Below are 22034 nucleotides of genomic sequence, written 5' to 3' on the forward strand. Positions count from 1 at the left end.
CATGTCTGATGCGCACGACAGCCGCTTCGTCATTCGTGACCGTAATTGGCATCCCAAAGCCCTGACTCCGGACTACAAGACTTCCATCCTGCGGTCCCCTCGCCAGGCACTGGTGAGTATCCCCCAGTCTTTATCCGAAACCAGCGGCCCGGACTTTTCCCATCTGAAGATGGGTCAGCACGACAACGATCTGCTGTTGAATTTCAATCACGGTGGCCTGCCCGTTGGCGAACGCATCATCGTCGCCGGCCGTGTGTGTGATCAGTATGGCAAGCCGATCCCCCATACCTTGGTGGAGATGTGGCAGGCCAATGCCGGTGGTCGTTACCGGCACAAAAAAGACAGTTACCTGGCGCCCCTCGATCCGAATTTCGGCGGCGTCGGCCGTGCCTTGACCGACCGCGATGGCAACTACAGTTTCCGCACCGTCAAACCCGGCCCTTACCCATGGCGCAATGGTCCCAACGACTGGCGGCCGGCGCATATCCATGTCTCCATCAGCGGCCCGTCCATTGCCACGCGCCTGATTACCCAGCTGTATTTCGAAGGCGATCCTCTGATCCCCATGTGCCCGATCGTCAAGTCGATCGCCAATCAGGAAGCGGTGCAAAGCCTGATCGCCAAACTGGATATGAGTATGGCCAATCCTATGGATTGCCTGGCTTATCGCTTTGATATCGTTCTGCGCGGCCAGCGCAAGACCCACTTCGAAAACCGCTGAGGAGGCCTGCACATGCCCGTTCAACTTCTGCCCGAGACGCCGTCGCAAACCGCAGGCCCCTATGTCCATATCGGACTGGCACTGGAAGCAGCCGGAAACCCGCCGCGCGATCAGGAAATCTGGAACCTGATGGCAAAACCTGGCGCGCCAGGTGAGCACATTCTATTGATGGGTCACGTTTATGACGGTAACGGCCACTTGATTCGTGACGCATTTCTGGAGTTCTGGCAGGCCAATCATGACGGCCTCTACGACAACGGTTTCGACCTCGAAAAGCCCTTCAACTGCTTTGGCCGCACCGCCACGACCGATGTCGGTGAATGGACGATCAACACCGTGAAACCGGGCGTAGTGAAAAATGCCTCGGGTGTTCCCATGGCCGCGCACATCAACGTGGCGCTGTTTGCTCGGGGCATCAACATTCACTTGCAGACCCGACTGTATTTCGACGACGAACCCGAGGCGAATGCGGTAGATCCCGTGTTGAACCTGATCGAACAACCCCATCGGCGCGAATCCCTGGTAGCCAGGCGCTGCACGGTTGACGGGAAGCTGGCCTACCGTTTCGATATTCATGTTCAAGGCGAATCGGAAACCGTGTTCTTCGACTTCTAACCACACTGAGCAGGTGTTGAGACGCCAGCGCTCAACACCCGCTCGGCGCCTTCTTATGCTCGCTGCAAGACCGACTCGCCCGCCTTCGGCGGCAATCGCAGGTTGTCCAGCAATGCAATCCCCCCAATCGCCGCGACACAAAGGAACGCCAGCTGGAAGTCCACTGTCTGTGCCTGCCCGGTATTGCCGTGGATGGTCATGGCGAGTCGCAACAGCAACGCGCCCACGGCAACGCCCATCGCCATGCTCAGTTGGAAAAACATACTGAACAGGGTTGAAGCATCGCTCATCTGCTCCTTGGGCACATCCGCAAACCCCAGCGTATTGAAAGCCGTGAACTGCATGGAGCGTGACAAGCCCCCAACGAACAGAATCAACAAGACAAGCGCCCTGCTCATGTGCTCATCCAGCAAGGCACAAGCCGCGATCGCCAACACACCGAGGACACCATTGACCATCAGCACCTGACGAAACCCCCAGCGTTGCATTACCGCCGAGGTGAACGGTTTCATGGCCAGATTGCCCGCAAACACGGCCAGCACCAACAGCCCCGCATCCAGCGCGGAAAGACCGAAGGCCAGTTGAAACATCAGCGGCAGGAGAAACGGTAAGGCGCTGATGGCGACCCGAAAAATCGACCCGCCGCACAGGCAGACGCTGAAGGTACGGATGCCCAAAACACCCAGCCCCAACAATGGCTGAACATGACGACGCATATGTCGCCAGGCCAAGACCCCGAGCACCGCACCAGCACCACTGAGCAACAGTGCCTGAAGCATATTCGCCTGGCCTTGCCCCAGCATTTCGACGCCAAACAGCAGCGCAGCGCTGGCGCTGCCAGTCAGCAGAAAACCACTGAAATCGAAGGTTCGGGCAATGACGTGTTCTTGCTTGGGAATCAGGAACAGCGCGGCCACCATCGCCAGCACGCCCAACGGCAGATTGAGGTAGAAAATCCACGGCCAGGAAGCGTGGGTGACGATGAAACCGCCCAAGGGCGGCCCGAGCACCGGAGCGACCAGACCGGGCCAGGTAATAAAGGATATCGCCCGCACAAGGTCTTTCTTCTCGGTGGTGCGAAGCACGGCCAGGCGTCCGACCGGGACCATCATCGCTCCGCTGATGCCCTGCAACACACGCGCAGCGACAAAGGTTTCCAGGCTGGCACTCATTGCGCACATCAACGAGGACAGGCTGAACAGCACGATCGCCGAACTGAACACAAGCCGTGAACCAAAGCGATCGGCCAACCAGCCGCTGATGGGGATGAACACCGCCACCGCGAGCATGTAGACGCTCATCCCGATGTTCACATCCACCACCGGCACGCCAAACGTACGGGCCATGTCAGGCAGTGCCGTCGCGATCACCGTGGCATCAAGGTTCTCCATGAAAAACGTGACGGCTACCAACAGGGCAATCCACATCGAACGGCGTTGAGACACAGTCACCCCCATCCATGAGCCTCCTCAATAAAGTGCAGCACCGCGCTGGAACGCTCATCGATGCGTGAAATCAGCGACAGTTCGCTGACCATTTCCGCTTGAACCAGCGGCACGATCCGAATGCCGGGCATGGTCAACCGGGTCATCGTTTCGGGCACGATACTCAAGCCGATACCGGCAGCCACCAACCCGGGGATGCTCATCAGTGACGGCACATACATGATGTTCTCGGGGTGCAGCTGGTTTTGCCGGCACGCCTGGAGGGTGTGCGAGGTCAGGCCGATGCCGGCACTGTCCTGCAAAAACACGAATTTCTCGTGGCGCAGCGTCGCCAGTTCACCCGTGAAGCTGTCCGCCAGTTCATGGTTGTCCGGGATCAGCAAAACCAGCCTGGATTGACTGAAATGATGGGTGCGCAGACGATCCGGCAGGTGATCCTTGAACACCCGGGCAAAAGCCAGGTCGAGTTTGTGGTCCAGCAACATGTCGAACTGTGCGCGGATCCCCGCGTCCACCAGCGACACTTTGACTTCCGGGAAAGTACTGAAGTAATGGCGCAGCAATTGCGGCAGGTTGGCCTCGAACAACGCCGAGTGGTAGCCGATGTTGATCTCGCCAACCTCCCCGCGCCGGGCACGCCGTGCGGCGGCAATCGCCAGTTCGCTGGATTCGATGGACTGCCGCGCATGGGGCAAAAACGCCTCGCCCGCAGCGGTCAACGCCACTCCTCGATTCTCCCGGCGGAACAGGGCCAGCCCCAGCTCGGACTCAAGTGTGCGCATCAATTGACTCAGCGCCGGTTGCGCAATACACAGTTGTTCAGCCGCCCGGCTGAAGTGCTGCAAGTCGGCGGCGACAACAAAGGCTTTCAGATGACGCAGTTCCATGAATCCCACCCATAAGGCCAGCTTATCTATTTGTCTTGATTTCGATAATTATTCTGTAGAGGGGATGCGCTAATGTCTACTCACTTCGACGTTTCCTGCCCGTGCCTATGCTCGAACGGAATCGTATGGGTATCCCGTAACCATAAAAACAATGACGAGCACCTCAATGAGCACAACCAGTCACGAGACTCATGATTCGCGCATGCCTCGCAAAGCGGTGACCGCCGCGACCGTTGGTACCGCTTTGGAGTGGTTTGACTTCACGCTGTATGGCGCGGTGTCGGCGACCATTCTGCCCAAGCTGTTTTTCCCGGCCATGGAGCCGACCGCCGGCCTGCTCGCCTCGCTGGCAACGTTTGGCGTTGGCCTGGCCGCCCGTCCATTGGGCGCGATTACGTGTGGTTACCTCGGTGACAAATTGGGCCGCCGCAATCTGATGCTGGCTACCGTGACCCTGATGGGTCTGGCATCGGTACTCATGGGCCTGTTGCCTACTTATGCTCAGATCGGCATTTGGGCACCGATCCTGCTCGTTCTGCTGCGGATCATTCAAGGCTTCGCGCTGGGCGGTGAGTCCACCGGGGCACAACTGATGGCGCTGGAGCACGCATCTCCCGACCGACGCGGACGTTATTCCGGCTTGCTCGGCTTGTGTTCGCCCCTCAGTCAGATATTAGCCAACGGCGTATTGATGGGCCTGGCCGCGACACTGTCCAGCGAACAATTCGAAAGCTTCGGCTGGCGAATCCCGTTCCTCATGAGTTTCGTACTGGTGGTGGTCGCGATTTTCATCCGCCTGAAAGTCGATGAAACCCCAGCCTTCATCGCCTTGAAAAAGACCCCCATCAAGCAGGAAAAAAGTCCGCTCAAATCCGCCGTGGGCAGCCACTACAAAACCATCCTGCGTTTGATGTTTTTCTTCTGCTCGCCCGCTGCGCTGTTCTATCTGATCGTGATTTTCTCCCTCAGCTACCTGACCAAGCACCTGGGCTTTAGCCAGTCGACGGGCTTCATGTCGCTGATGGTGGCAAACATGTGTGCAATCTTCGGTGCGCTGGCCGGTGGTTATCTGTCCGACCGTTGGGGCCGCAAAAAGGCGCTGGCATTTGGTTCGTGCATGACCTTGCTGATCCTGTTCGTCTACTTCCCGATCCTCAACACGCTGAACGTTGCCGCCATCATGGCAATCATGGGGCTGTTCCTGGGCTTCACCCAGTTTCAAAGCGGTATCCAGCCGGTGGCATTCGCCGAAGCCTTCCCGACCCAGGTCCGCTATTCGGGTTCGGCACTGGCGTACACCGGCGCCAACCTGGTGATCGGCGGTCCTATGCCAATGATCGCCGTGTATCTGATGAGCCAGTCGAACAACTCGCCGTGGCCTCTGGTGACGCTGTGCGCCGTGATCAACCTGATCTCGCTGGCCATGATTCTTATCGGCCCTGAAACCCGCGGCATCGACCTGAACGCCGTAGCGGCACCTGATGCGGACACGACTGCCGCTCCAGCCCTTCTTTCCAAATAACGCAGCAGGACGACCATGAACCGCACCGTCTTCATCCTTAACGGCCCTAACTTGAACCTGCTGGGTCGTCGTGAGCCGCACATCTATGGCCACACCACACTCGATCAGATTCGTCAAAGCAGTGAACGGCTGGCCGAGGAACTTGACCTGGTCTGCGACTTTCGCCAGACCAACCACGAAGGCGTGATGGTCGACTGGATTCAAGAAGCCTTCGAGCAAGGCGCAGCCTTGATCATCAACCCGGCCGGCCTGTCGTTTCATTCGATTCCTGTGCTCGATGCCCTGAAGCTGCTCAGCGCACCGCTGATTGAACTGCATCTGTCGAACATCCATGCACGGGATGAACTGCACCGCCACTCCATCATGTCCGGCGCGGTCAATGCGGTGATCTGCGGTATGGGGGCCGACGGCTATCCGCTGGCAATCAGGGCCATTGACGACCTGCTGCGTCGTCAGGTGGCCAACAGCTAACACCCCTCTTCGCCAAACGCTTACACGGCGGTCTCTCGGCAGATGGTTGCCAGAGCCGCCTGCGCCTGAAATTCAGTCGCACGCTGCAAAAACCGCCAAAAAAATAATAATTCACTGCGAGAGAATCCTCATGCATCACTCTGTTTTTCGCCGTAACGTGCCCGCACATTACGCATTGATCGGCCTGACACTGGCACTCGGTGCAGGCGTGGCGACTGCGGCTCATGCCGATGAAAATAGCGGTTTCATCGAGGGTGCAACCAGCACGCTCAACCTGCGCAACGCGTACATCAATCGCAACTTCGTCAACCCCGCCTATCCGCGTCCAGCCGCACCACAGAACAAAGCTGAGGAGTGGACGCAAAACTTTATTCTCGATGCCCGCTCCGGCTATACCCAAGGTCCGATAGGGTTCGGCGTGGACGTCCTGGGACTTTATTCGCAAAAACTCGACGGCGGTAAAGGCACCACGGGCACGCAACTGTTGCCTGTCCACGACGATGGACGCCCTGCTGACAATTTCGGACGCTTGGGTGTTGCGGCCAAAGCCAAGGTTTCAAAGACAGTGGTGAAAGTCGGCGAGTGGGTCAGTACCCTGCCAATCCTGCGTTCGGATGACGGTCGGTCGCTGCCGCAGACCTTTCAAGGTGCGCAGATCACTTCCCAGGAGATCGGCGGGCTGACGCTGTATGGCGGTCAAATCCGACAAAACAGCCCGCGCAACGACGCCAGCATGGAAGACATGGCGATGAACGGCAAAGCGGCGTTCACTTCCGACCGATTCAACTTCGGTGGCGGTGAATACACGTTCAACGAAAAGCGCACTACGGTTGGGCTCTGGTACGACGAACTTCAAGACATCTACCAACAACAGTACTTCAGCCTCAATCACAGCCAACCGGTGGGCGATTGGACGCTAGGCGCCAACATGGGCTACTTCGTTGGCAAGGAAGACGGTGCCAGCCTGGCCGGCGATATGGACAACAAGACCGCTTTCGGCCTGTTCTCCGCAAAACTGGGCGGCAACACGTTTTACGTCGGCTTGCAAAAGCTCACCGGCGATACCGCGTGGATGCGGGTCAACGGTGCCAGTGGCGGGACCTTGGCGAACGACAGCTACAACTCCAGCTTCGATAACGCGCAGGAACGTTCCTGGCAGGTTCGTCACGACTTCAACTTCGCAACCGTCGGCGTTCCTGGCCTGACGCTGATGAACCGTTACTTGAGCGGTGACAACGTGCACACCGGCGCTATCACTGATGGCAAGGAATGGGGCCGCGAATCTGAATTGGCTTATGTGATTCAGTCTGGCGTCCTGAAAAACCTGAGCGTCAAATGGCGCAACTCAAGCATTCGCAGAGACTACAGCACCAACGAATTTGACGAAAACCGGCTCTTTATCAACTACCCGATTTCGTTGCTGTAGTGCGACTCGCATAAACACGCTGCGACCCTCCAAGTGGATGTGAATGAGACCAGGTTGATCTGAAAGCGGGGACTTAGACGATTTTCTTTGTCGAGTCCCCATTCACCGTCCGACTATCATCGGCCGAAAACGGCCTGCCACGTTCGCTATAGGCAGCAACTGCCAATAGCGGACGCTCCCCGCTCATGCGCCCGCCTATACACCGATTTACGGATGATCTGGAACAGGTGTGGTCGTGATGTCGAACGCTTTGTGAAGATCGAGTTCTGACAAACTTCGGCGAAATGTTCCCGAGTGCCAGTGACCGCCACCAGATACTTTGGGAAACCCCGAAACGCCTGTTCGGCTTTACCGCCTGACCTGAAAAATCACCGATCACTCAGAACGGCTCACGCTCTCGCGAGGCCACCACCGTTATCCCAACAGTGCGTGCTTTCATCCAGACACCCCGCGGCCGCCTGATCTCCACTGATGGTCAGTTCAAGCAGCAGCACTCGCTCAATGGCTGGCACAAATTCAATGAACAGTGGTCGATGGGCGGTGAAATGGTCTACGGCCATCAATCGGGCGACGGCAAGGCGTCGACCGTGGACATCGTCACCAGCCCTGGTTTTGACGGCGCGCACTGGTGGGGGCCAACGTCGCGTTGACTTACCAGCAACGCAAGGACTTGTCGTTTTCGGTGCGGGCCGAGCATTTCGACGACCCGGACGGCTACGTGCTGTTCCCCTCTTCCACCGCACGCGGCGCCTTCAATGCGCTGACCACGGGGCTGCGCTACGATTTCAACAAGTACCTGACCCTGCGCCCGGAACTGCGCTACGACTGGTTCGATGGCCGCGATGACGCGCGTCCTTTCGGCCAGGGTGATGCACGAAATCAACTGACCGGGACTGTGGAAGCACTGGTGTATTTTTGAGGTCAGCAGCCTCGGAGAAAAGCTCAGCGGCAGAAAGGCTACTCGAGGCCGACGGCGAACTCACCGTCGGCCTCGAGCGGGGTAACTGCAGGTGTCATTGCAACTACCTGACGGAAAATCGACGATCCAAACTACGACCCGGTTACAGGATTTTAAAGGGAACGTTGATAATCAAACGGAACTCTTCGATATTGTTTTCCAGTTGCAATGGGCTGGACCGGTGCCAGACATAACCGCTCATCACACTCGCCCCTTTGAAACTACCGGACTGCAAGGTGTAGCTGGCCAGCGTGCCGACTTCATACTCGTTTTCGTCATCCTGTTTTTTAAAGTCGGCGTACATGCCGTTTGAGCCACCATTGTAGTGGGTGGCATCGATACCCCAGCCCTTGATGTACCACACCGAGGTCTTCAAGCCTGGCAGGCCGTAAGCGGCAAAGTCGGTCATGTAATTGATCTGGTACGACTTTTCGTTTGGCCCGTTATAGTTCGAGAGCGCGACGTTAGGCAGGTTGATTGCATTCGACTCACCGACAAAATCGAAGAATTCGTCGCCATCGATTTTCTGCAGGCCAAACTTCAGCGTATGGTTTTTCCAGGTCGGTGCCACGCTCAGGCCGTAGGCCTGCTGATCGATGTAGCCGCCCTTTTCGGCACCACTGGACTGGGTGTTATAGACATCCAGCTGCATGTCGGTACTGATCGGGCCCCACTGGTATTTCTTGCCCAGGCCAAAGTACTCACGGTCCCAGATATCGTCGAAGCGCGACAGGTAGGCACTGGTGCGCCATCCGCTTTGGGTCACGAAATCTGCACCACCGTAGGCGATGAAGTCGCCGGTGACGTGCCGGTACGTATAGGTCGGCGTCAGATCCTGAGTGCCCGCGCCAGTCCTGGGGGATGCCCTGTCGAAGAACCCGGACTTGATCGTCAGGCCGTCGATATCACGGCTTTCCAGCGAAACACCGTCGAAGGAAGCGGGCAGAGTCCGGGTGTCTGCGTAACCCATGACCGGCGTTCTGGACATCTGCTGCCGACCCACTTTCAGCGTTGTCTGCGCGAGCTTTACCTTCAACGCCGCCACGCCGATTTTGCTCCAGTCGTCGACCACATTGCCGTCCTTGTCCACCAGCACGCGATTGCTGCCGCCAGCCGTTGTCAGCTGGCTGCGCTCCAGCGCCACTGCCGAATAGGTTGAGACGTCGAGACCGAAACCCAGGGGGCCTTGAGTGAAACCGGATATGTAATCAAGCTTGAACCCCTGCACCCAGGCAGTACGGTCTCGCACCGCACGAGGGCCATCATTGGTCTGTGCGCGGAAGTGCACAGCCTTGCTGCCGATTTCATGGGAATACCACTGACGCGTATTGAGCGTCAGTGTGCTGTCTTCGACAAACCCATGTTCCTCTGCAAAAACCGGCGACGCTGAAATAGCGGCCGCGAGCATACCCGCCGACCATACTGGAAGCTTTTCTGTGCGGTACATTGACTTTGCCTATAGCGGAGTTATTGGCAGACGAACGTCTGAAATTATTGTTGTTGTTTTATCGCGAGGTCGAAGGCGCTTTATCTGCGCACTCCAACCTTCTGCTTCGCATAAATGCAATATTGCACGGGGTGCCAGCGGTTATTCCTGAACGTTGGTGTCACGTGATTCAGGCAGCATCCGCATGGCAATAAGGCTAACGATGCTGATACCGACCAGGTACCAGGCGGGGGCCATGGGGCTGCCGGTTACAGCAATCAGCCAGGTGACGATGAACTGGGTACTGCCACCAAAAATCGCGGCACCAAAGGCATAGGTAATTGACAGGCCGGTGCTGCGCACAGCGATCGGCAACAGCTCCGGTACCTGGACGATACCCGCCGCGCCAAACATGGCCGTCAGGGCTGCAAGTACCGCATTGACGGTCAGCAGCGTGACCAGACTGGGTGACCCCGTGAGCCACAGGAACAGTGGGACGATCAGCAAGGTCAGCGCGACCCGAGGTAAAATGTTGGTCAGGCGCCGTCCGTAACGATCACTCAGATGCCCGCCAATCAGGGAAAAGACAAAGGTGACGATCCCGCCGATCAGCACACTGCTTTGCGCGACCGCTGCCGGCAGCTTCAGCACCTGTACCGCGTAGCTCACCATGTAGTTGCCGATCTGCGATGCGACCGCGATCGAGGCGAACAACATCATGCCCAGGATCAGAATCTTTTTGTGGTTGCGCAGCACTTCGCCGACTATCGCGCTACCGCTGCGTTCATCGGTGCCCTCGTGGGTCTCGGGCAGGGACTTGCGCATGTACACCACCAGAGGAATCAGCACCAGGCTCAGCAGGAACGGAATCCGCCAGCCCCAACTGGCCAGTTGCTCAGTGCTCAGACTCAGGGACAGCACCACCCCGAGCATGCCGCCAACGGCAACGGCCAAGCCTTGGCTGGCGACTTGCCAACTGGCGTAGAAGCCACGGCGGCCGGGAGGTGCAGCTTCAATCAGCAACGAGGTGGCAGGACCCAGTTCACCGCCCAGGGCCAGGCCCTGCAGCAGGCGGCAAAAAACCACGAAGATGGGGGCCGCGATACCAATTGACTCGTAGCTCGGCGTGATGGCCACGCCCAGCGTGCCAAGGGTGATCAGGGCCGCGGTCAGGATCATTGCCGGTTTGCGCCCGGCCTTGTCGGCAAAGGTGCCGATCAACACACCGCCCAGTGGCCGCGCGAGAAAGCCGACGCCAAAGGTCGCTGCCGCGGCCATCAGGCTGCCGTACTCGCCTGATACCGGAAAAAAGGCTTTGCCGATGTAGATGGCGAAATACGCGTAGATGACAAAGTCATAGAACTCGAGCGCATTACCTGCCACCGCGGCGGCGACTGATTTCTTGCTGATGGTGGGGTGTGGAATTGCCCCTTCAGGGCTTTCCTCACTTGGGTTTTCAGTGATCGACATTGTCGAGTAGTTCATGGATCAAGATCTCTGTATTTATTAGAATTTATCTTAAACAGGTCCCTGTTTTCCGAGGTATGCCCTTACCAGTTTTCCAGTCCTTGCAGTGCCTGAGCCACGACATGGCTGGCTTGCGTCCAAACGGGTGTTTTCCAGTCCGCGTGGTTGGGGTAGAACAAATCCTTGAGTCGCTGGGTGATCTCGCTGCTTTGCGCCGTGTTCTGCTTGCCGTGGCGGAAAACCCAGTGGTCGGCCCGCAGCGTCGTGATCACTTTCTCGATCGGGTACGTGCCGAACTCCAGGCAAATGCCAATGTGTTTGGCCGACGGGCATTCCTGCGAAATGGCCACCTGAATCGGGCCGCTCATCGGCACGCTGGTAGAGCTGCCGGCATGTACATCGGTGATCTCACCCCACCAATTCCTGGCTGTCTCCAGGGTGCAGATGTCACGGGTGGCGAAGATTTTTTCCCCGTAGCCGTAGGGGCCAAGTCCAGTATGGACGTCGACAGAAGCGATGACCGTAGCGTTTGCGGCATAGGTACGCAGGATCTGCCGGAACGTGGTGTTGCTCCAGGTCGGCGTCTGTCCACCAAAGAACATGCCGTCCGGGTAGTGGTATTGGCCCAGGGAAATGGCGCACTGGAACTTCTTGTCACCATGGGTCATTCGGTATTGCTGCAATACCTGATCATCCTTGGGGGGCCATTGCGCAGGCAGCAGTGCCTCATGGATTTCGTGATAACCCTCGTTTTGAGGGAGCGGACCGTCGAACTGAATGAAGTTACGGTTCAGGTCGACGTTTTCCTGGGTCACTCGCCGCAGGTGGGAAAAGCCGTGCGGGTTGATCGCGTGAACATAGAGAATCGCCGTATCGTCCGGCTTCGGCGTATCGAGCCGCAGCGTGCCTGTCTGCACGGCCGAACCAGGAAAGCCTTCCACGCCATGCACGCCGCTGAGCACGATCAGCACTTTGGAAGCGTCCCTCGGACCGTCGAACACGACATCCGTTGCCAGCGTTTCGTCATTGGCACCTTTGAGATTCAGCTCATAGCTGTCGATCGACAGCCCTCGCTGGTGGGCAGCCGCAAAAAACTTTTCGCGTGCTTGTGCATACGAATCACTGAAAAGATCGTCGATGTGTTCTGCGTTCATCATGAAATCGAGGTCTCGGCGTCTGCAGCTTGTACGATCGAACGCAGGCGCGTTTCGCGGCGTCGTCGGCAGGCATCACCAAATGCCTTGAATATGTCGCGGGACAACGGGTCATCGTGCACGCGCATCTCCGGATGCCACTGCACCGCGAGGGCGAAGCTGCTGGCGCCCGTGACTGAAAACGCCTCAATCAACCCGTCCGGTGCGGTGGCCTCGACCGTCAGGCCGGTCCCGAGCCTTGCGATGCCTTGATGGTGCAGGGAGTTGACTTGCGCATCATCCGTGCCTCGCAGCCGGGACAGCAGCCCACCCGCAGCAACCTTGATGCCGTGACTGTATTGGTACCACTCGACGATGGGGCGGGAATGGTCACCTTCGCGATGGTCAATGGCCCCGGGGCGCTGATGAACGGCACTGTCCAGCGTGCCACCCCAGGCAACGTTCATCTCCTGGAAACCTCGGCATATCCCCAATACCGGGACCCCCGCTTCGACCAGCCTTCTGACGAGCGGTAGAACCGTTGCGTCTCTGGCCAGATCCAGCGTCGAGACGTCCGGCGTGGCGGTGTCGCCGTAACGCAGCGGCGAAATATTTGACGGGCTGCCAGTGAGCACCAGCCCATCGATATTGGCCAGCAGGCTCTCGAAGTCAATGGCATCGGGATCAGCGGGCAGCGCCAGGGGCAGTGCGCAAGCCGTGCTCGCCACTGCGTCCACGTAACCGTGCAGCAAGGTATGCGCGGGATGTCCATAGCGATCCACGCGATCGGTGGCGATGGCAACAAGGGGTCTGGCGCCGTCCGCGAATAGTGGCGATCTGGTCATGATCAAGTCCCGTAGGGGTAAACGAAAACCCAGTCTATGAGATCGTTTAATCATGGTAAATTGCATAATAAATTCTAATTTCATGCATTAACTGCAAGTGAGAAACCCGTGAACACTCGACAGTTGCAGCACTTTCTCGCCCTGATGAACACCGGATCGCTCAGCGCTGCGGCCGATGCGGTGCACCTGAGTCAACCGGCGCTCTCCAGAAGTATCAAGGCGCTGGAGGACGAACTGCGGGTGTCGCTCTTTGACCGGACTAATCGTCGATTGCACCCCACGCCATTCGCGATGGAATACCTCGAGCGGGCAAAGCGCATCGTTTTCGAGGAGCGTGAAGGGGCGCGAACGCTAAGCCTGATGAAGAATGGGGCTTATGGCCCGCTCGTGTTCGGCCTGGGCTCGTCGGTGGCCCATGACTTCCTGGCCTCGTTGATCCGGCAACTGCTTGCCACGGGCCCGGGCCTGAAGATCCAGGCTCAGGTGCACAGTACCGATGTGCTGCTCGATGCCCTGCAAAAGGAAAGGCTCGACTTCTTCATTGGTGACGTGGGTGCGGCCGCCCGCTACCCGGAGCTAATGGTCGAGCCTTTGTACACCTGCAGTTTTGGCTGGTTCGCCCGGGCCGGGCACCCGCTGGCCGGGCGCAAGGGCCTGACCATGGATGACCTGAAAGAGCACCCGTTGATTGGCTCCGGATACATCAATGAGATGTTGGCAATGAAAATGGCCCATCTCTATGGCATGCAAATGCCCATCGAGACCAACTTTGCCGCGAGCATCAATAACATCGAGACGGCGCACGACCTCATTCTGAGTACCAACGCGCTTTTCCCCACCACCTTCCTCGCCATGATCAAACTGCTGAGGGAAAAGTCCGTCGCCATCCTTGATGTCCAGCCACCCTTTGAGTTGGACCTGACCCTGGGCATCGTGACGATCCGGCATCGAACACAGACGCCCGCTGCGAAGCAGTCGTTCAACATCATCCGGTCGTATTTCCAGGAGGCGGAGCAGGAGATCGCGGCTTATCTATAGTCGTGCCTGACGGGGCGCATTACCCACCACGGGTCCATACTGGTTGATTGCATCGACCCAAAAAGTGACTCAGACAGTCACTCGATCAACTGGACAGGGAATGGGAAGCGCTACAGAAATACTGAGGAAACGAAAATGAAAAAGCCATTGTGTTTCGTCATGCTGTTGCTGACGACAGGTCCCGTGCTGGCCGCCAGCGCGTCATCTGTCGCCGATACTCAGTACAAGTATGGGATGCACCTGGATATCGCCGAGGTGGTCTCGGTGACGGCAACGCCCGTTGAGGACGCAGTGTATCCGGCGACCATGGAGTACATCGACCATCAAGGCCAGACGCAACGGCTTGCGTACATCCTGACGGACACCACTTGGGGCGGTCAGTAGTTCTGGTCAGGTCGCGCGTCGCGATTGATGCGGGTGCATGGAGTTGACCGGCAAGGTCGCGGCCGCCTTTGCTGCGTCGCCTGAATCAATGGGTAGTTGCGGTTACGCAACGCGACGTTGCGACCAGTATCAGAAATGAGCATCGAGAAAGTGAGTTTCAAGAAGGGTCAACACTCAGACCTTTGGCTATTCAGGCACCGCCCTCCAGAACTTTTCTCTGTTTATCGGTCTATGTGGATAGGCACATCCGCTCCGTCAGCACGCCCCCACAGGCTGACCTCTGTCAGATGGCCACATGCCCAATTGTCAATCAGAGGTTGTCTTCGCTCATGAAATTCCATGTCCCCCGGATGGTGCTCCTCGGCCTGTTCGCGTTCGCGGCAGTGGGCTCGGCATCAGCCACACAGTTGAAGACGTCAACCCCTGTTTTCGCCACTGAGGTCGCAGCCGTTCAGGCTCCGCTCCAGCCCGCCAGCAATCCTTGGCCGACCTTGGCCAGTATGGCTGGCACGCAACAAGCGCCTTTACTTGCCCATGACGACCGCCGGTACTGGCATGACGGCCACTGGCATGATCGCAGAGACGATTGGCGCCGGGACGACTGGCGTAGAGATAAATGGCGTAGAGAACAAGCCCGCCGAGAAGCCGAACGCCATCGTGATTGGGAACGCCACCAGGATCGGGCCATGCGGCACCGTTACGAGGACGACCGCCGTTACTATCGCCGCTAGTGCAAAGTGCCGCGCTCTTTCCAAGCCGATGCTCAACTGCGAAAGGCCTTATCTAAGCAGGGTCTATTGCTGCTCTTTATGCAGGACAGCAATCGGCCAAAATGGCCGGTGGTCGTTGCATGACGATTGTCGCCGGTGTTTGGCTAAGCTTAATAAATCAGGGTGAAATCAAAACTTAATCAATAGCGGCCATCAACGGATCTGGATTGGCATCCAGGCGGCACTCCAAAGGGAGACGGCTATGTATGCAGTGATAAGAACCTACTTGGGTACCGGAGCAAAAGAGCTTTTCCAGCGGTTGGAAGAGCGCCATGTCGACGTCGAAGCGACCCTGCGCACAGTGCCAGGCCTCGTCAGCTACACACTGTTGAATACGGGTGATGGCGGCACGTCGGTAACGGTTTGCACGGACAAGGCCGGCAGTGATGCGAGCCTGAAAGTCGCGCGTGAATGGGTTCAGAAAAATGCATCGAACATCCACGCAAACCCGCCGATCGTAACGGAAGGTCCGGTCATTGTGCAGATCAGCTAGCGGCCATTCCGCAGGGTGGTGAGTGCTATACTTTTTTCAGATTGCATGAGATGTGCAACAACGTTCCCCACAGTACAGCTACCGACTGCTGCAGGACAGAGGAGGTCTACAGCAAACCCGAAACGGGAGGTGTGGCATGAACCGACACTATTACATCAGTGACAATCTCAACGATCTTGAAACCGTGGAATATGAACTGGAAGCCAGCGGCATCAATTCCGAACAGATCCATGTACTCAGTAAAAAAGTTGCTGATGTAGAAGACCATCACCTCCACGAGATCAGCTCGTTAATGGAACAGGATGCGGTTCACTCGGGTGAGATTGGTGCGGTGATCGGTGTGCCGCTCGCGGCGCTGGTCCTGGGTGGCGCCTATTGGATGGGCTGGACCGAATCCGCCGCAGGCTGGATGCCCTTTATCTTCCTTGCCATTGTTGTATTGGGCTTCTGCGTCTGGGAAGGCGGTTTTTTTGGCTTCCAGGTGCCGAACACTCACTTCCGCAATTTCAAACAGGCCGTAAAAGACGGCAAACATATCTTCTTCGTGGATGTTGAACCGAGTCAGGAATCCGTACTGGACCAAGTCATCAAACAGCATCCGAAGCTGAAGCTCGCCGGCACGGGAACGGCAGCCCCCCACTGGACAGTGGCCTGGCAGCACAAATGGCATCAGTTCAAGCGAGTGATATCGGGTTAGCATCTGGAGACAAGGTCATCCGAACGTTGCTCACTGGCCAAAGAAAATGCCCCGGCTGAGGAAAATATAGTCTGCCTCGGTGGCCATCAGCCCGATGAGCACCAGTAAACACAACGGTGGCACCAGTATGGCGTAGACCAAGGCCAGGCGCTCCCATGCCATGTGCATGAAGATGGAGACAATCAAACCCGCCTTCAACAACATGAAAGTGATAATCAGGGACCACCGAAGGTAGCCTTGGAAGTGGAAGTAATCGACCAGGTACGACAGCGTACTGAGGACGAATAACAGCCCCCAGATCTTGAGGTACAAACTGATTGGATGTTGCTGGCCCTGAGCAAGTGCCATCACTCGTGCTCCTCTACCATAAATAGAAGAATGCAAAAATAAATACCCACACCAAATCCACGAAGTGCCAGTAAAGCCCGGCTATCTCGACGTTCTGATAGTTTCCGGAGCGCTCATAATCTCCACGCCATACCTTCAGCGCCACAATGCTGAGGTAGAGAGCGCCGATTGACACATGCAGTCCGTGAAAACCGGTAATCATGAAAAAGCAGGCACCAAACTGCGCCGCGCCCATGGGGTTCCCCCAGGGACGCACCCCTTCTGCGATGAGCTTGGTCCATTCAAACGCCTGCATGCCGACGAAAGTCACCCCCAGGGCAGCGGTTGCCAGCATCAGCGCCGTGGTTTTCGCGCGATCACGCCGATAGGCGAAATTGACGGCCATGGCCATGGTGCCGCTGCTACTGATCAGCACAAAGGTCATGATGGCGATCAGAATAAGCGGGATTTCCTTGCCGCCGATCGTCAATGCGAACACTTCACTGGGGTTCGGCCAGGCGCTGGTGATGGTCATGCGTACCGACATGTAGCCGGTCAGGAAACAGGTGAAAATAAACGTGTCGCTGAGCAGGAATATCCACATCATCGCCTTGCCCCAAGGCACCTGCTTGAAGGCCTCTTTATCCGAGGACCAATCGCTGGCGATGCCCTGCCATCCCGGTGCAGGCGGCGTACCTGATGGACTGGACTCGGCTTGGGCTTGTGGGTGCAATGCCATGGCTGTTCACCTCAGGCCGCAGAATCTGGCGATGGCTTCATAGGTTTGCGGCGTGCTGGCCAGCAGCGCGAAGAGCACGAACCAAAGGCCCAGCAAGTAATGCCAATAGATGGCACAGAGCTCTACGCTGGCGCTGAGTTGTGCCAGTGGCACATGCCGCAAAAATTTAGCGACGGTCCAGCACCAGACGATCAGCCCGCCCAGCACATGGAGCCCATGCAGACTGGTCAAAAGGTAGAAGAAACTGTTGGCCGGATTGCTGGCGACAGCGTAGCCCCAGGCGACAAACTGCTGCCAGAGCCAGAGTTGCCCCGCCAGAAAGGCAATGGCAAACACGCCCCCCAATGTAAAACCAATGACCGTTGCGCCCCGCCTTGCCTGTCGGGCGGCCATGCGCGAGCACTGCAGTGCGATGCAACTCAATACCAGAAAAGCCGAATTCAACCAGAGCGGCCAGAGATCGCCTAACGGCGCCCAAGGCTCTGTCAGGGGGCGCCAGTCGGTCATTTGTGAACGGGCAATAAAGGCAATCAGAAAGAGGAAAAATAACGAACTCACCACCACCAGAAACAAGCGCAGGCCTACCTTCGCGGTTTGCCTTCTATCGGCAACCTCGGCGCCCTGAACACCCTCAGGGTCGCGACTCCAACTGCCGCCGGGATCAGCGCCACCGATGTTTCTCAATAGCAGCCTGTTCATGTCTTGATGTCCGCTATTTTAGGTCCGGCACTGAGTTGCCGCATGTGCTCCAGCGCCTCGGCGGAAACCGTTTGCGGCACAAAATCCTGCTCGATCCCCGGCACACTGTAGTCATAGGCCCAGCGATGCACGACCGGCAATTTCTCTCCCCAGTTACCGTGTTTCGGCGGGGTGTCCGGTGTTTGCCATTCCAGGCTGGCCGCGCCCCAGGGATTACTGCCTGCGGGTTTGCCCTTGAATGCGCTCCAGGTCAGGTTGAACAGAAACAGCAGCTGAGAAACGCCGACCGTCAATGCGACCACCGTAATGAAAGCATTCAAGTCTTGCGCGGACTGCGGGATGAAGGCGTAGTTTTCATAGGCGTAATAGCGACGTGGCATGCCCTGGAATCCCAGGTAGTGCATGGGGAAGAAGATGGCGTAGGTGCCCAGAAAGGTAATCCAGAAATGCAGCTTGCCCAGGGTGTCATTCCACATGCGCCCGGTGACTTTCGGGAACCAGTGATAAATGGCACCGAACACCACCAGGACCGGGGCGACCCCCATGACCATATGAAAATGGGCCACGACGAAATAGGTGTCCGAGAGCGGGATGTCCACGATCACATTGCCGAGAAACAACCCGGTCAGACCACCGACCAGGAAGGTGACGATAAAGGCCAGGGCAAACAGCATCGGCACGGTCAGATGGATGTCGCCGCGCCACAGGGTCAGTACCCAGTTATAGACTTTCAGCGCGGTCGGCACTGCGATGATCAACGTGGTGACGGCGAAGAAGAAGCCAAAGTACGGGTTCATTCCGCTGACATACATATGGTGCGCCCAGACCACAAAACTCAGTACGCCAATCGCAATAATGGCCCACACCATCATTCGGTAACCGAAGATGTTTTTACGCGCATGGGTACTGATCAAGTCGGAGACCAGACCAAACGCAGGGAGCGCAACGATGTAGACCTCCGGGTGGCCGAAGAACCAGAACAGGTGCTGGAACAATATCGGGCTGCCACCCTGGTGATCGAGCTGCTGCCCCAGCGAAATCATCGTCGGCATGAAGAAACTGGTGCCCAACAGCTTGTCGAACAGCATCATCACCGCACTGACAAACAACGCCGGGAACGCCAGCAAGGCCATGATCGAGGCCATGAAGATGCCCCATACCGAGAGCGGCATGCGAAACAAGGTCATGCCGTGCGTGCGCGCCTGCAACACCGTGGTGACGTAGTTCAACCCGCCCATGGTGGCCGCGACAATGAAAATCGCCAGTGAGACAAGCATCAGGACAATGCCCCACTCCACCCCCGGTGTGCCCTGGGTAATGGACTGTGGCGGATAGAGCGTCCAACCGGAACCGGTCGGGCCGCCAGGGACAAAAAAACTGCTGAGCAACACCACTACCGCCACCAGGTAAAACCAGTAGCTGAGCATGTTGACGTAGGGGAAGACCATGTCGCGGGCGCCCACCATCAGCGGGATCAGATAGTTGCCGAAGCCACCCAGAAACAACGCCGTGAGCAAGTAAATGACCATGATCATGCCGTGCATGGTCATCGCCTGATAGTAAGTACTGGCATCCATGAACGCCAAACTGCCGGGGAAGCCAATCTGCATGCGCATCAAGCCGGACAACACCAGAGCGATGAGCCCCACGAAGATCGCCGTCAACGAATATTGAATGGCTATGACCTTGTGGTCCTGACTCCAGATGTACTTGGTCAGGAAACTCTTGGGCTCGTGCAGTGCTTCTGTTTCGGCTTGCTCCGCATAGGCCATCACGTCATCCTCCTGCCGAAGTTTCAGTGTATTTCTGGCTGCTTTACGGCTACTTCCCTGGCTCCGCCTTGTTTGCGTCAGCGTCAGCATTCGCGTTGGATTTGATAGAAATTATTAGGGCTTTCAGCTCCTAGTCACTCGGAGCCGCCGCACCCAGTGATTTGATCAGGGCGATGACAGCACCCAGTTCATCGTCTTTGAGAGTATAGGCCACCATGACCGGCGGGTAGCCCTGTACCAGTCGGGCCTTCGGATCGAGAATCGACTCTTTCAGGTAGGCTTCATCGACCTGCACACTGCTGCCATCGGCAAGCTGCTCGGTGCGGCCGTACAGCCCCTTCCATCCCGGGCCGAGACTGGCACTGCCATCCTGGCTATGGCAGGCCTTGCAGCCGAGTTGTTCGGCTAGCTGGCGGCCTTTTTCCAGCACGCTGTCGCGACCGGGTTTGGCCGCTGTCGTCAATGTCTGCGCAAAAGTCGGTTGGCCTTTGAGCCATTGATCGAAGTCGCCCTGCTCTTCCACGATCATATGGCCGCGCATGTTGTAGTGACCTACGCCACAGTATTCAGCGCAAAGGACTTCGTACTTTCCGGTTTTAGTCGGCGTAAACCAAAAGTACGACACCATCCCTGGCACCATATCCATCTTGCTGCGAATTTGCGGCACATAGAAATCGTGCAGGACATCTTTAGCGCGCAGCAAGACTTTCACCGGCCGATCGAGCGGAAGGCGAACTTCATTATTCATGACAAGCACATCGTCCTGCCCTGCAGGATCCTTGGGATCAAGGCCGAAGGGATTGGCGGAATCAATAAACCTGATATCCGATTTGCCCAGCTTTGCGTCCTGGCCGGGAAAGCGAAAAGCCCACTGCCACTGCTGGGCGACCACTTCAAGTTCGTAAGCTTCTTTCGGCACACGGATGAAATCGTTGTAGACAACCAGGCCTGGCGCCAACATCCCGGCAATGCCGACCGAAGTAATGATAATCAACCATAATTCCAGCTTTTTACTTTCTGGCTGATAGGCCGCCCTGGCGCCCTCCTTGTGTCGATACCGCATCACCGCGACCGCCATGAATACCGTGATGGCAATGAAAAATATTCCGCTGATGATCAGGGTGATGAACAGGGTGGTGTCTATGGACCCCCAGTTGGAAGCGGCCGGCGTCGCTTGCCAAGGCGCTAGTAGATGGAATAGCACTGATGCAATAACGATTAGTATCAGGACAATTGCTATTGCCATTTGCTCTTCATCCTATTCCTGTTGTTCATTGGTTATGCATAAGCATCGCCACTGACCTACAAGCAGGGCTGACAAACACCACCCATCCGGGCGGTAAAGTCAGTAAGAAGTATAGAGCCCATCGGGTTGTACCGTGGGGTTGGCAAGCGAGGCGCGGTGACCGGCTATACTGAAATTCTGATGACGGACAGCAGTGATCGGCCAGAAGCGGCGCAAAAAATCGAACCCTGCCCTTGTGCAGTCATCCAACATACGTGATGGCGTTGAGCAGGAACGATAACGACAGATTCCAGCAATCCACATGGGAGGTTTCGTCATGAGTGCCCTGACGATCGAAGGCTGGTGTAAAACCAGCGGCGCCCAAAAGTCCACCCCGATGGGGGAAGTCCATTTCTATGTCGACGGACCGCTGCATGTTCGTCTGGAGCAGGCCGAAGAGCGCTTGCAGAAGTCCCACGAGCCGGAAGCCATGGTCGATGTCGACATGGACTCGATGGATTTGATCATGCCCGAGGGATACGCACCCTTGTCCGACTGCCAGATGCGCGTCTATCTGCAACACGAACGCGGACAGTTCCATCTGGTTGGACACCGAGCGAGTGACGGCAGCTTGATCTACACCAATGCGGTGTTGATTGATCAACTGCTTGAGTAGCGGCTACGTGAATTTGGTACCGAACAAACATCAATATCGGGTACTGCTTTTGATTCACCGGTATTAGCCACTGTAGCGGGTCGACGGCAGTGTTTTCGCGCACTGCCGTCTTCTTGTAACGGTGGTGTCGCTGAGTCAGCACCGTCGTGACCAGTAGAATATCGGCCGCGCACCTCGCTGCGGCGCCAGATATTTGCCCTGAGTGGGGGGCCGAGCATCCCGGATTAGCCAGAAATCAGGTTAGAGTGTTCATCAATCTCTGTTCATAGCACCCTCCTCTCGATTCGCGTCATTGCGC

21 protein-coding genes and 2 pseudogenes are annotated in these 22034 nt (G+C 57.2%); 12 read left to right on the forward strand and 11 right to left on the reverse strand.

Annotated elements, in window-relative coordinates:
- The first annotated feature begins 1 nt into the window (after position 1).
- Together pcaH and pcaG are read left to right on the forward strand one after the other, a co-directional pair.
- Entirely contained in the window at positions 2-721 is a 720-nt protein-coding gene (gene pcaH / locus CKW19_RS04490) for a protocatechuate 3,4-dioxygenase subunit beta (RefSeq protein ID WP_095056783.1), read from the forward strand.
- A gap of 12 nt (positions 722-733) precedes the next feature.
- Positions 734-1336 carry a protocatechuate 3,4-dioxygenase subunit alpha gene (gene pcaG, locus CKW19_RS04495; protein ID WP_095056784.1) on the forward strand — a complete coding sequence of 201 codons (603 nt, stop codon included), beginning with the start codon at positions 734-736 and terminating at the stop codon, positions 1334-1336.
- A 53-nt stretch (positions 1337-1389) separates the two neighbouring features.
- Here the strand turns inward: pcaG and CKW19_RS04500 are convergent, their stop codons facing one another.
- A complete protein-coding gene (locus tag CKW19_RS04500) occupies positions 1390-2793 on the reverse strand; it encodes an MFS transporter (RefSeq protein WP_177408772.1) in 1404 nt (467 codons plus the stop codon).
- Positions 2784-3668, reverse strand: coding sequence for a LysR family transcriptional regulator (locus CKW19_RS04505; RefSeq protein WP_095056785.1), 885 nt, complete (start codon positions 3666-3668; stop codon positions 2784-2786). The genes CKW19_RS04500 and CKW19_RS04505 overlap by 10 nt, the downstream gene beginning before the upstream one ends.
- 166 nt (positions 3669-3834) lie before the next feature.
- Here CKW19_RS04505 and CKW19_RS04510 point away from each other — a divergent pair, with 166 nt between their 5' ends.
- The 4 genes and pseudogenes from CKW19_RS04510 to CKW19_RS04530 all read left to right on the forward strand — a co-directional run.
- Positions 3835-5190 (forward strand): MFS transporter, encoded by a 1356-nt coding sequence (locus CKW19_RS04510; RefSeq protein ID WP_095056786.1) that lies wholly within the window; start codon positions 3835-3837, stop codon positions 5188-5190.
- Between the two features lie 15 nt (positions 5191-5205).
- Entirely contained in the window at positions 5206-5661 is a 456-nt protein-coding gene (locus tag CKW19_RS04515; protein ID WP_095056787.1) for a type II 3-dehydroquinate dehydratase, read from the forward strand.
- A 130-nt stretch (positions 5662-5791) separates the two neighbouring features.
- Complete coding sequence (locus CKW19_RS04520) at positions 5792-7087, forward strand: OprD family porin (RefSeq protein ID WP_095056788.1); 1296 nt, start codon at positions 5792-5794, stop codon at positions 7085-7087.
- Positions 7088-7524: 437 nt separating this feature from the next.
- A pseudogene (locus tag CKW19_RS04530) lies at positions 7525-8006 on the forward strand (outer membrane beta-barrel protein); the annotation flags it as partial.
- Between the two features lie 142 nt (positions 8007-8148).
- On the opposite strand, the gene CKW19_RS04535 reads toward CKW19_RS04530, so the two are convergent.
- The 4 genes from CKW19_RS04535 to CKW19_RS04550 form a co-directional block, all read right to left on the reverse strand.
- A complete protein-coding gene (locus CKW19_RS04535) occupies positions 8149-9453 on the reverse strand; it encodes an OprD family outer membrane porin (RefSeq protein WP_256580295.1) in 1305 nt (434 codons plus the stop codon).
- Between the two features lie 180 nt (positions 9454-9633).
- Positions 9634-10956, reverse strand: coding sequence for an MFS transporter (locus tag CKW19_RS04540; RefSeq protein WP_095056790.1), 1323 nt, complete (start codon positions 10954-10956; stop codon positions 9634-9636).
- Positions 10957-11021: 65 nt separating this feature from the next.
- Complete coding sequence (locus CKW19_RS04545; protein ID WP_095056791.1) at positions 11022-12092, reverse strand: M14 family metallopeptidase; 1071 nt, start codon at positions 12090-12092, stop codon at positions 11022-11024.
- The gene (locus CKW19_RS04550; protein ID WP_095056792.1) at positions 12092-12916 is read right to left on the reverse strand and encodes a gamma-glutamyl-gamma-aminobutyrate hydrolase family protein; all 825 of its coding nucleotides are present in this window, start codon (positions 12914-12916) and stop codon (positions 12092-12094) included. Before CKW19_RS04550 ends, CKW19_RS04545 begins: the two co-directional genes overlap by 1 nt.
- 108 nt (positions 12917-13024) lie before the next feature.
- On the opposite strand from CKW19_RS04550, the gene CKW19_RS04555 reads away from it, so the two are divergent.
- The 5 genes from CKW19_RS04555 (at position 13025) to CKW19_RS04575 (ending at position 16298) form a co-directional block, all read left to right on the forward strand.
- A complete protein-coding gene (locus tag CKW19_RS04555; RefSeq protein ID WP_095056793.1) occupies positions 13025-13954 on the forward strand; it encodes a LysR family transcriptional regulator in 930 nt (309 codons plus the stop codon).
- Positions 13955-14089: 135 nt separating this feature from the next.
- Entirely contained in the window at positions 14090-14338 is a 249-nt protein-coding gene (locus CKW19_RS04560) for a DUF2790 domain-containing protein (protein WP_256580296.1), read from the forward strand.
- 329 nt (positions 14339-14667) lie between these two features.
- The gene (locus CKW19_RS28990; RefSeq protein WP_095056934.1) at positions 14668-15069 is read left to right on the forward strand and encodes a hypothetical protein; all 402 of its coding nucleotides are present in this window, start codon (positions 14668-14670) and stop codon (positions 15067-15069) included.
- A 241-nt stretch (positions 15070-15310) separates the two neighbouring features.
- Positions 15311-15601, forward strand: a complete 291-nt coding sequence (locus CKW19_RS04570; protein WP_095056794.1) for a hypothetical protein — start codon at positions 15311-15313, stop codon at positions 15599-15601.
- A gap of 136 nt (positions 15602-15737) precedes the next feature.
- A complete protein-coding gene (locus tag CKW19_RS04575) occupies positions 15738-16298 on the forward strand; it encodes a hypothetical protein (protein WP_095056795.1) in 561 nt (186 codons plus the stop codon).
- 30 nt (positions 16299-16328) lie between these two features.
- Here the strand turns inward: CKW19_RS04575 and CKW19_RS04580 are convergent, their stop codons facing one another.
- From CKW19_RS04580 to CKW19_RS04600, 5 genes and pseudogenes are all read right to left on the reverse strand, one after another.
- A complete protein-coding gene (locus CKW19_RS04580) occupies positions 16329-16646 on the reverse strand; it encodes a cytochrome C oxidase subunit IV family protein (RefSeq protein ID WP_095056796.1) in 318 nt (105 codons plus the stop codon).
- 13 nt (positions 16647-16659) lie between these two features.
- Entirely contained in the window at positions 16660-17364 is a 705-nt protein-coding gene (locus CKW19_RS04585; protein ID WP_095056797.1) for a heme-copper oxidase subunit III family protein, read from the reverse strand.
- Positions 17365-17370: 6 nt separating this feature from the next.
- On the reverse strand, positions 17371-18063 hold the full coding sequence (locus tag CKW19_RS04590) for a cytochrome c oxidase subunit 3 (RefSeq protein ID WP_095056798.1): 693 nt from the start codon (positions 18061-18063) through the stop codon (positions 17371-17373).
- A complete protein-coding gene (gene ctaD, locus CKW19_RS04595) occupies positions 18060-19835 on the reverse strand; it encodes a cytochrome c oxidase subunit I (RefSeq protein WP_095056799.1) in 1776 nt (591 codons plus the stop codon). The genes CKW19_RS04590 and ctaD overlap by 4 nt, the downstream gene beginning before the upstream one ends.
- Positions 19836-19968: 133 nt before the next feature.
- A pseudogene (locus tag CKW19_RS04600) lies at positions 19969-21081 on the reverse strand (c-type cytochrome); the annotation flags it as partial.
- Positions 21082-21397: 316 nt separating this feature from the next.
- Here CKW19_RS04600 and CKW19_RS04605 point away from each other — a divergent pair.
- Positions 21398-21736, forward strand: coding sequence for a hypothetical protein (locus CKW19_RS04605; protein WP_095056935.1), 339 nt, complete (start codon positions 21398-21400; stop codon positions 21734-21736).
- The last annotated feature ends 298 nt before the right edge of the window (positions 21737-22034 follow it).

Source organism: Pseudomonas sp. Irchel s3f7 (assembly GCF_900187615.1).
In the GTDB taxonomy this organism is placed as follows: Bacteria; Pseudomonadota; Gammaproteobacteria; order Pseudomonadales; family Pseudomonadaceae; genus Aquipseudomonas.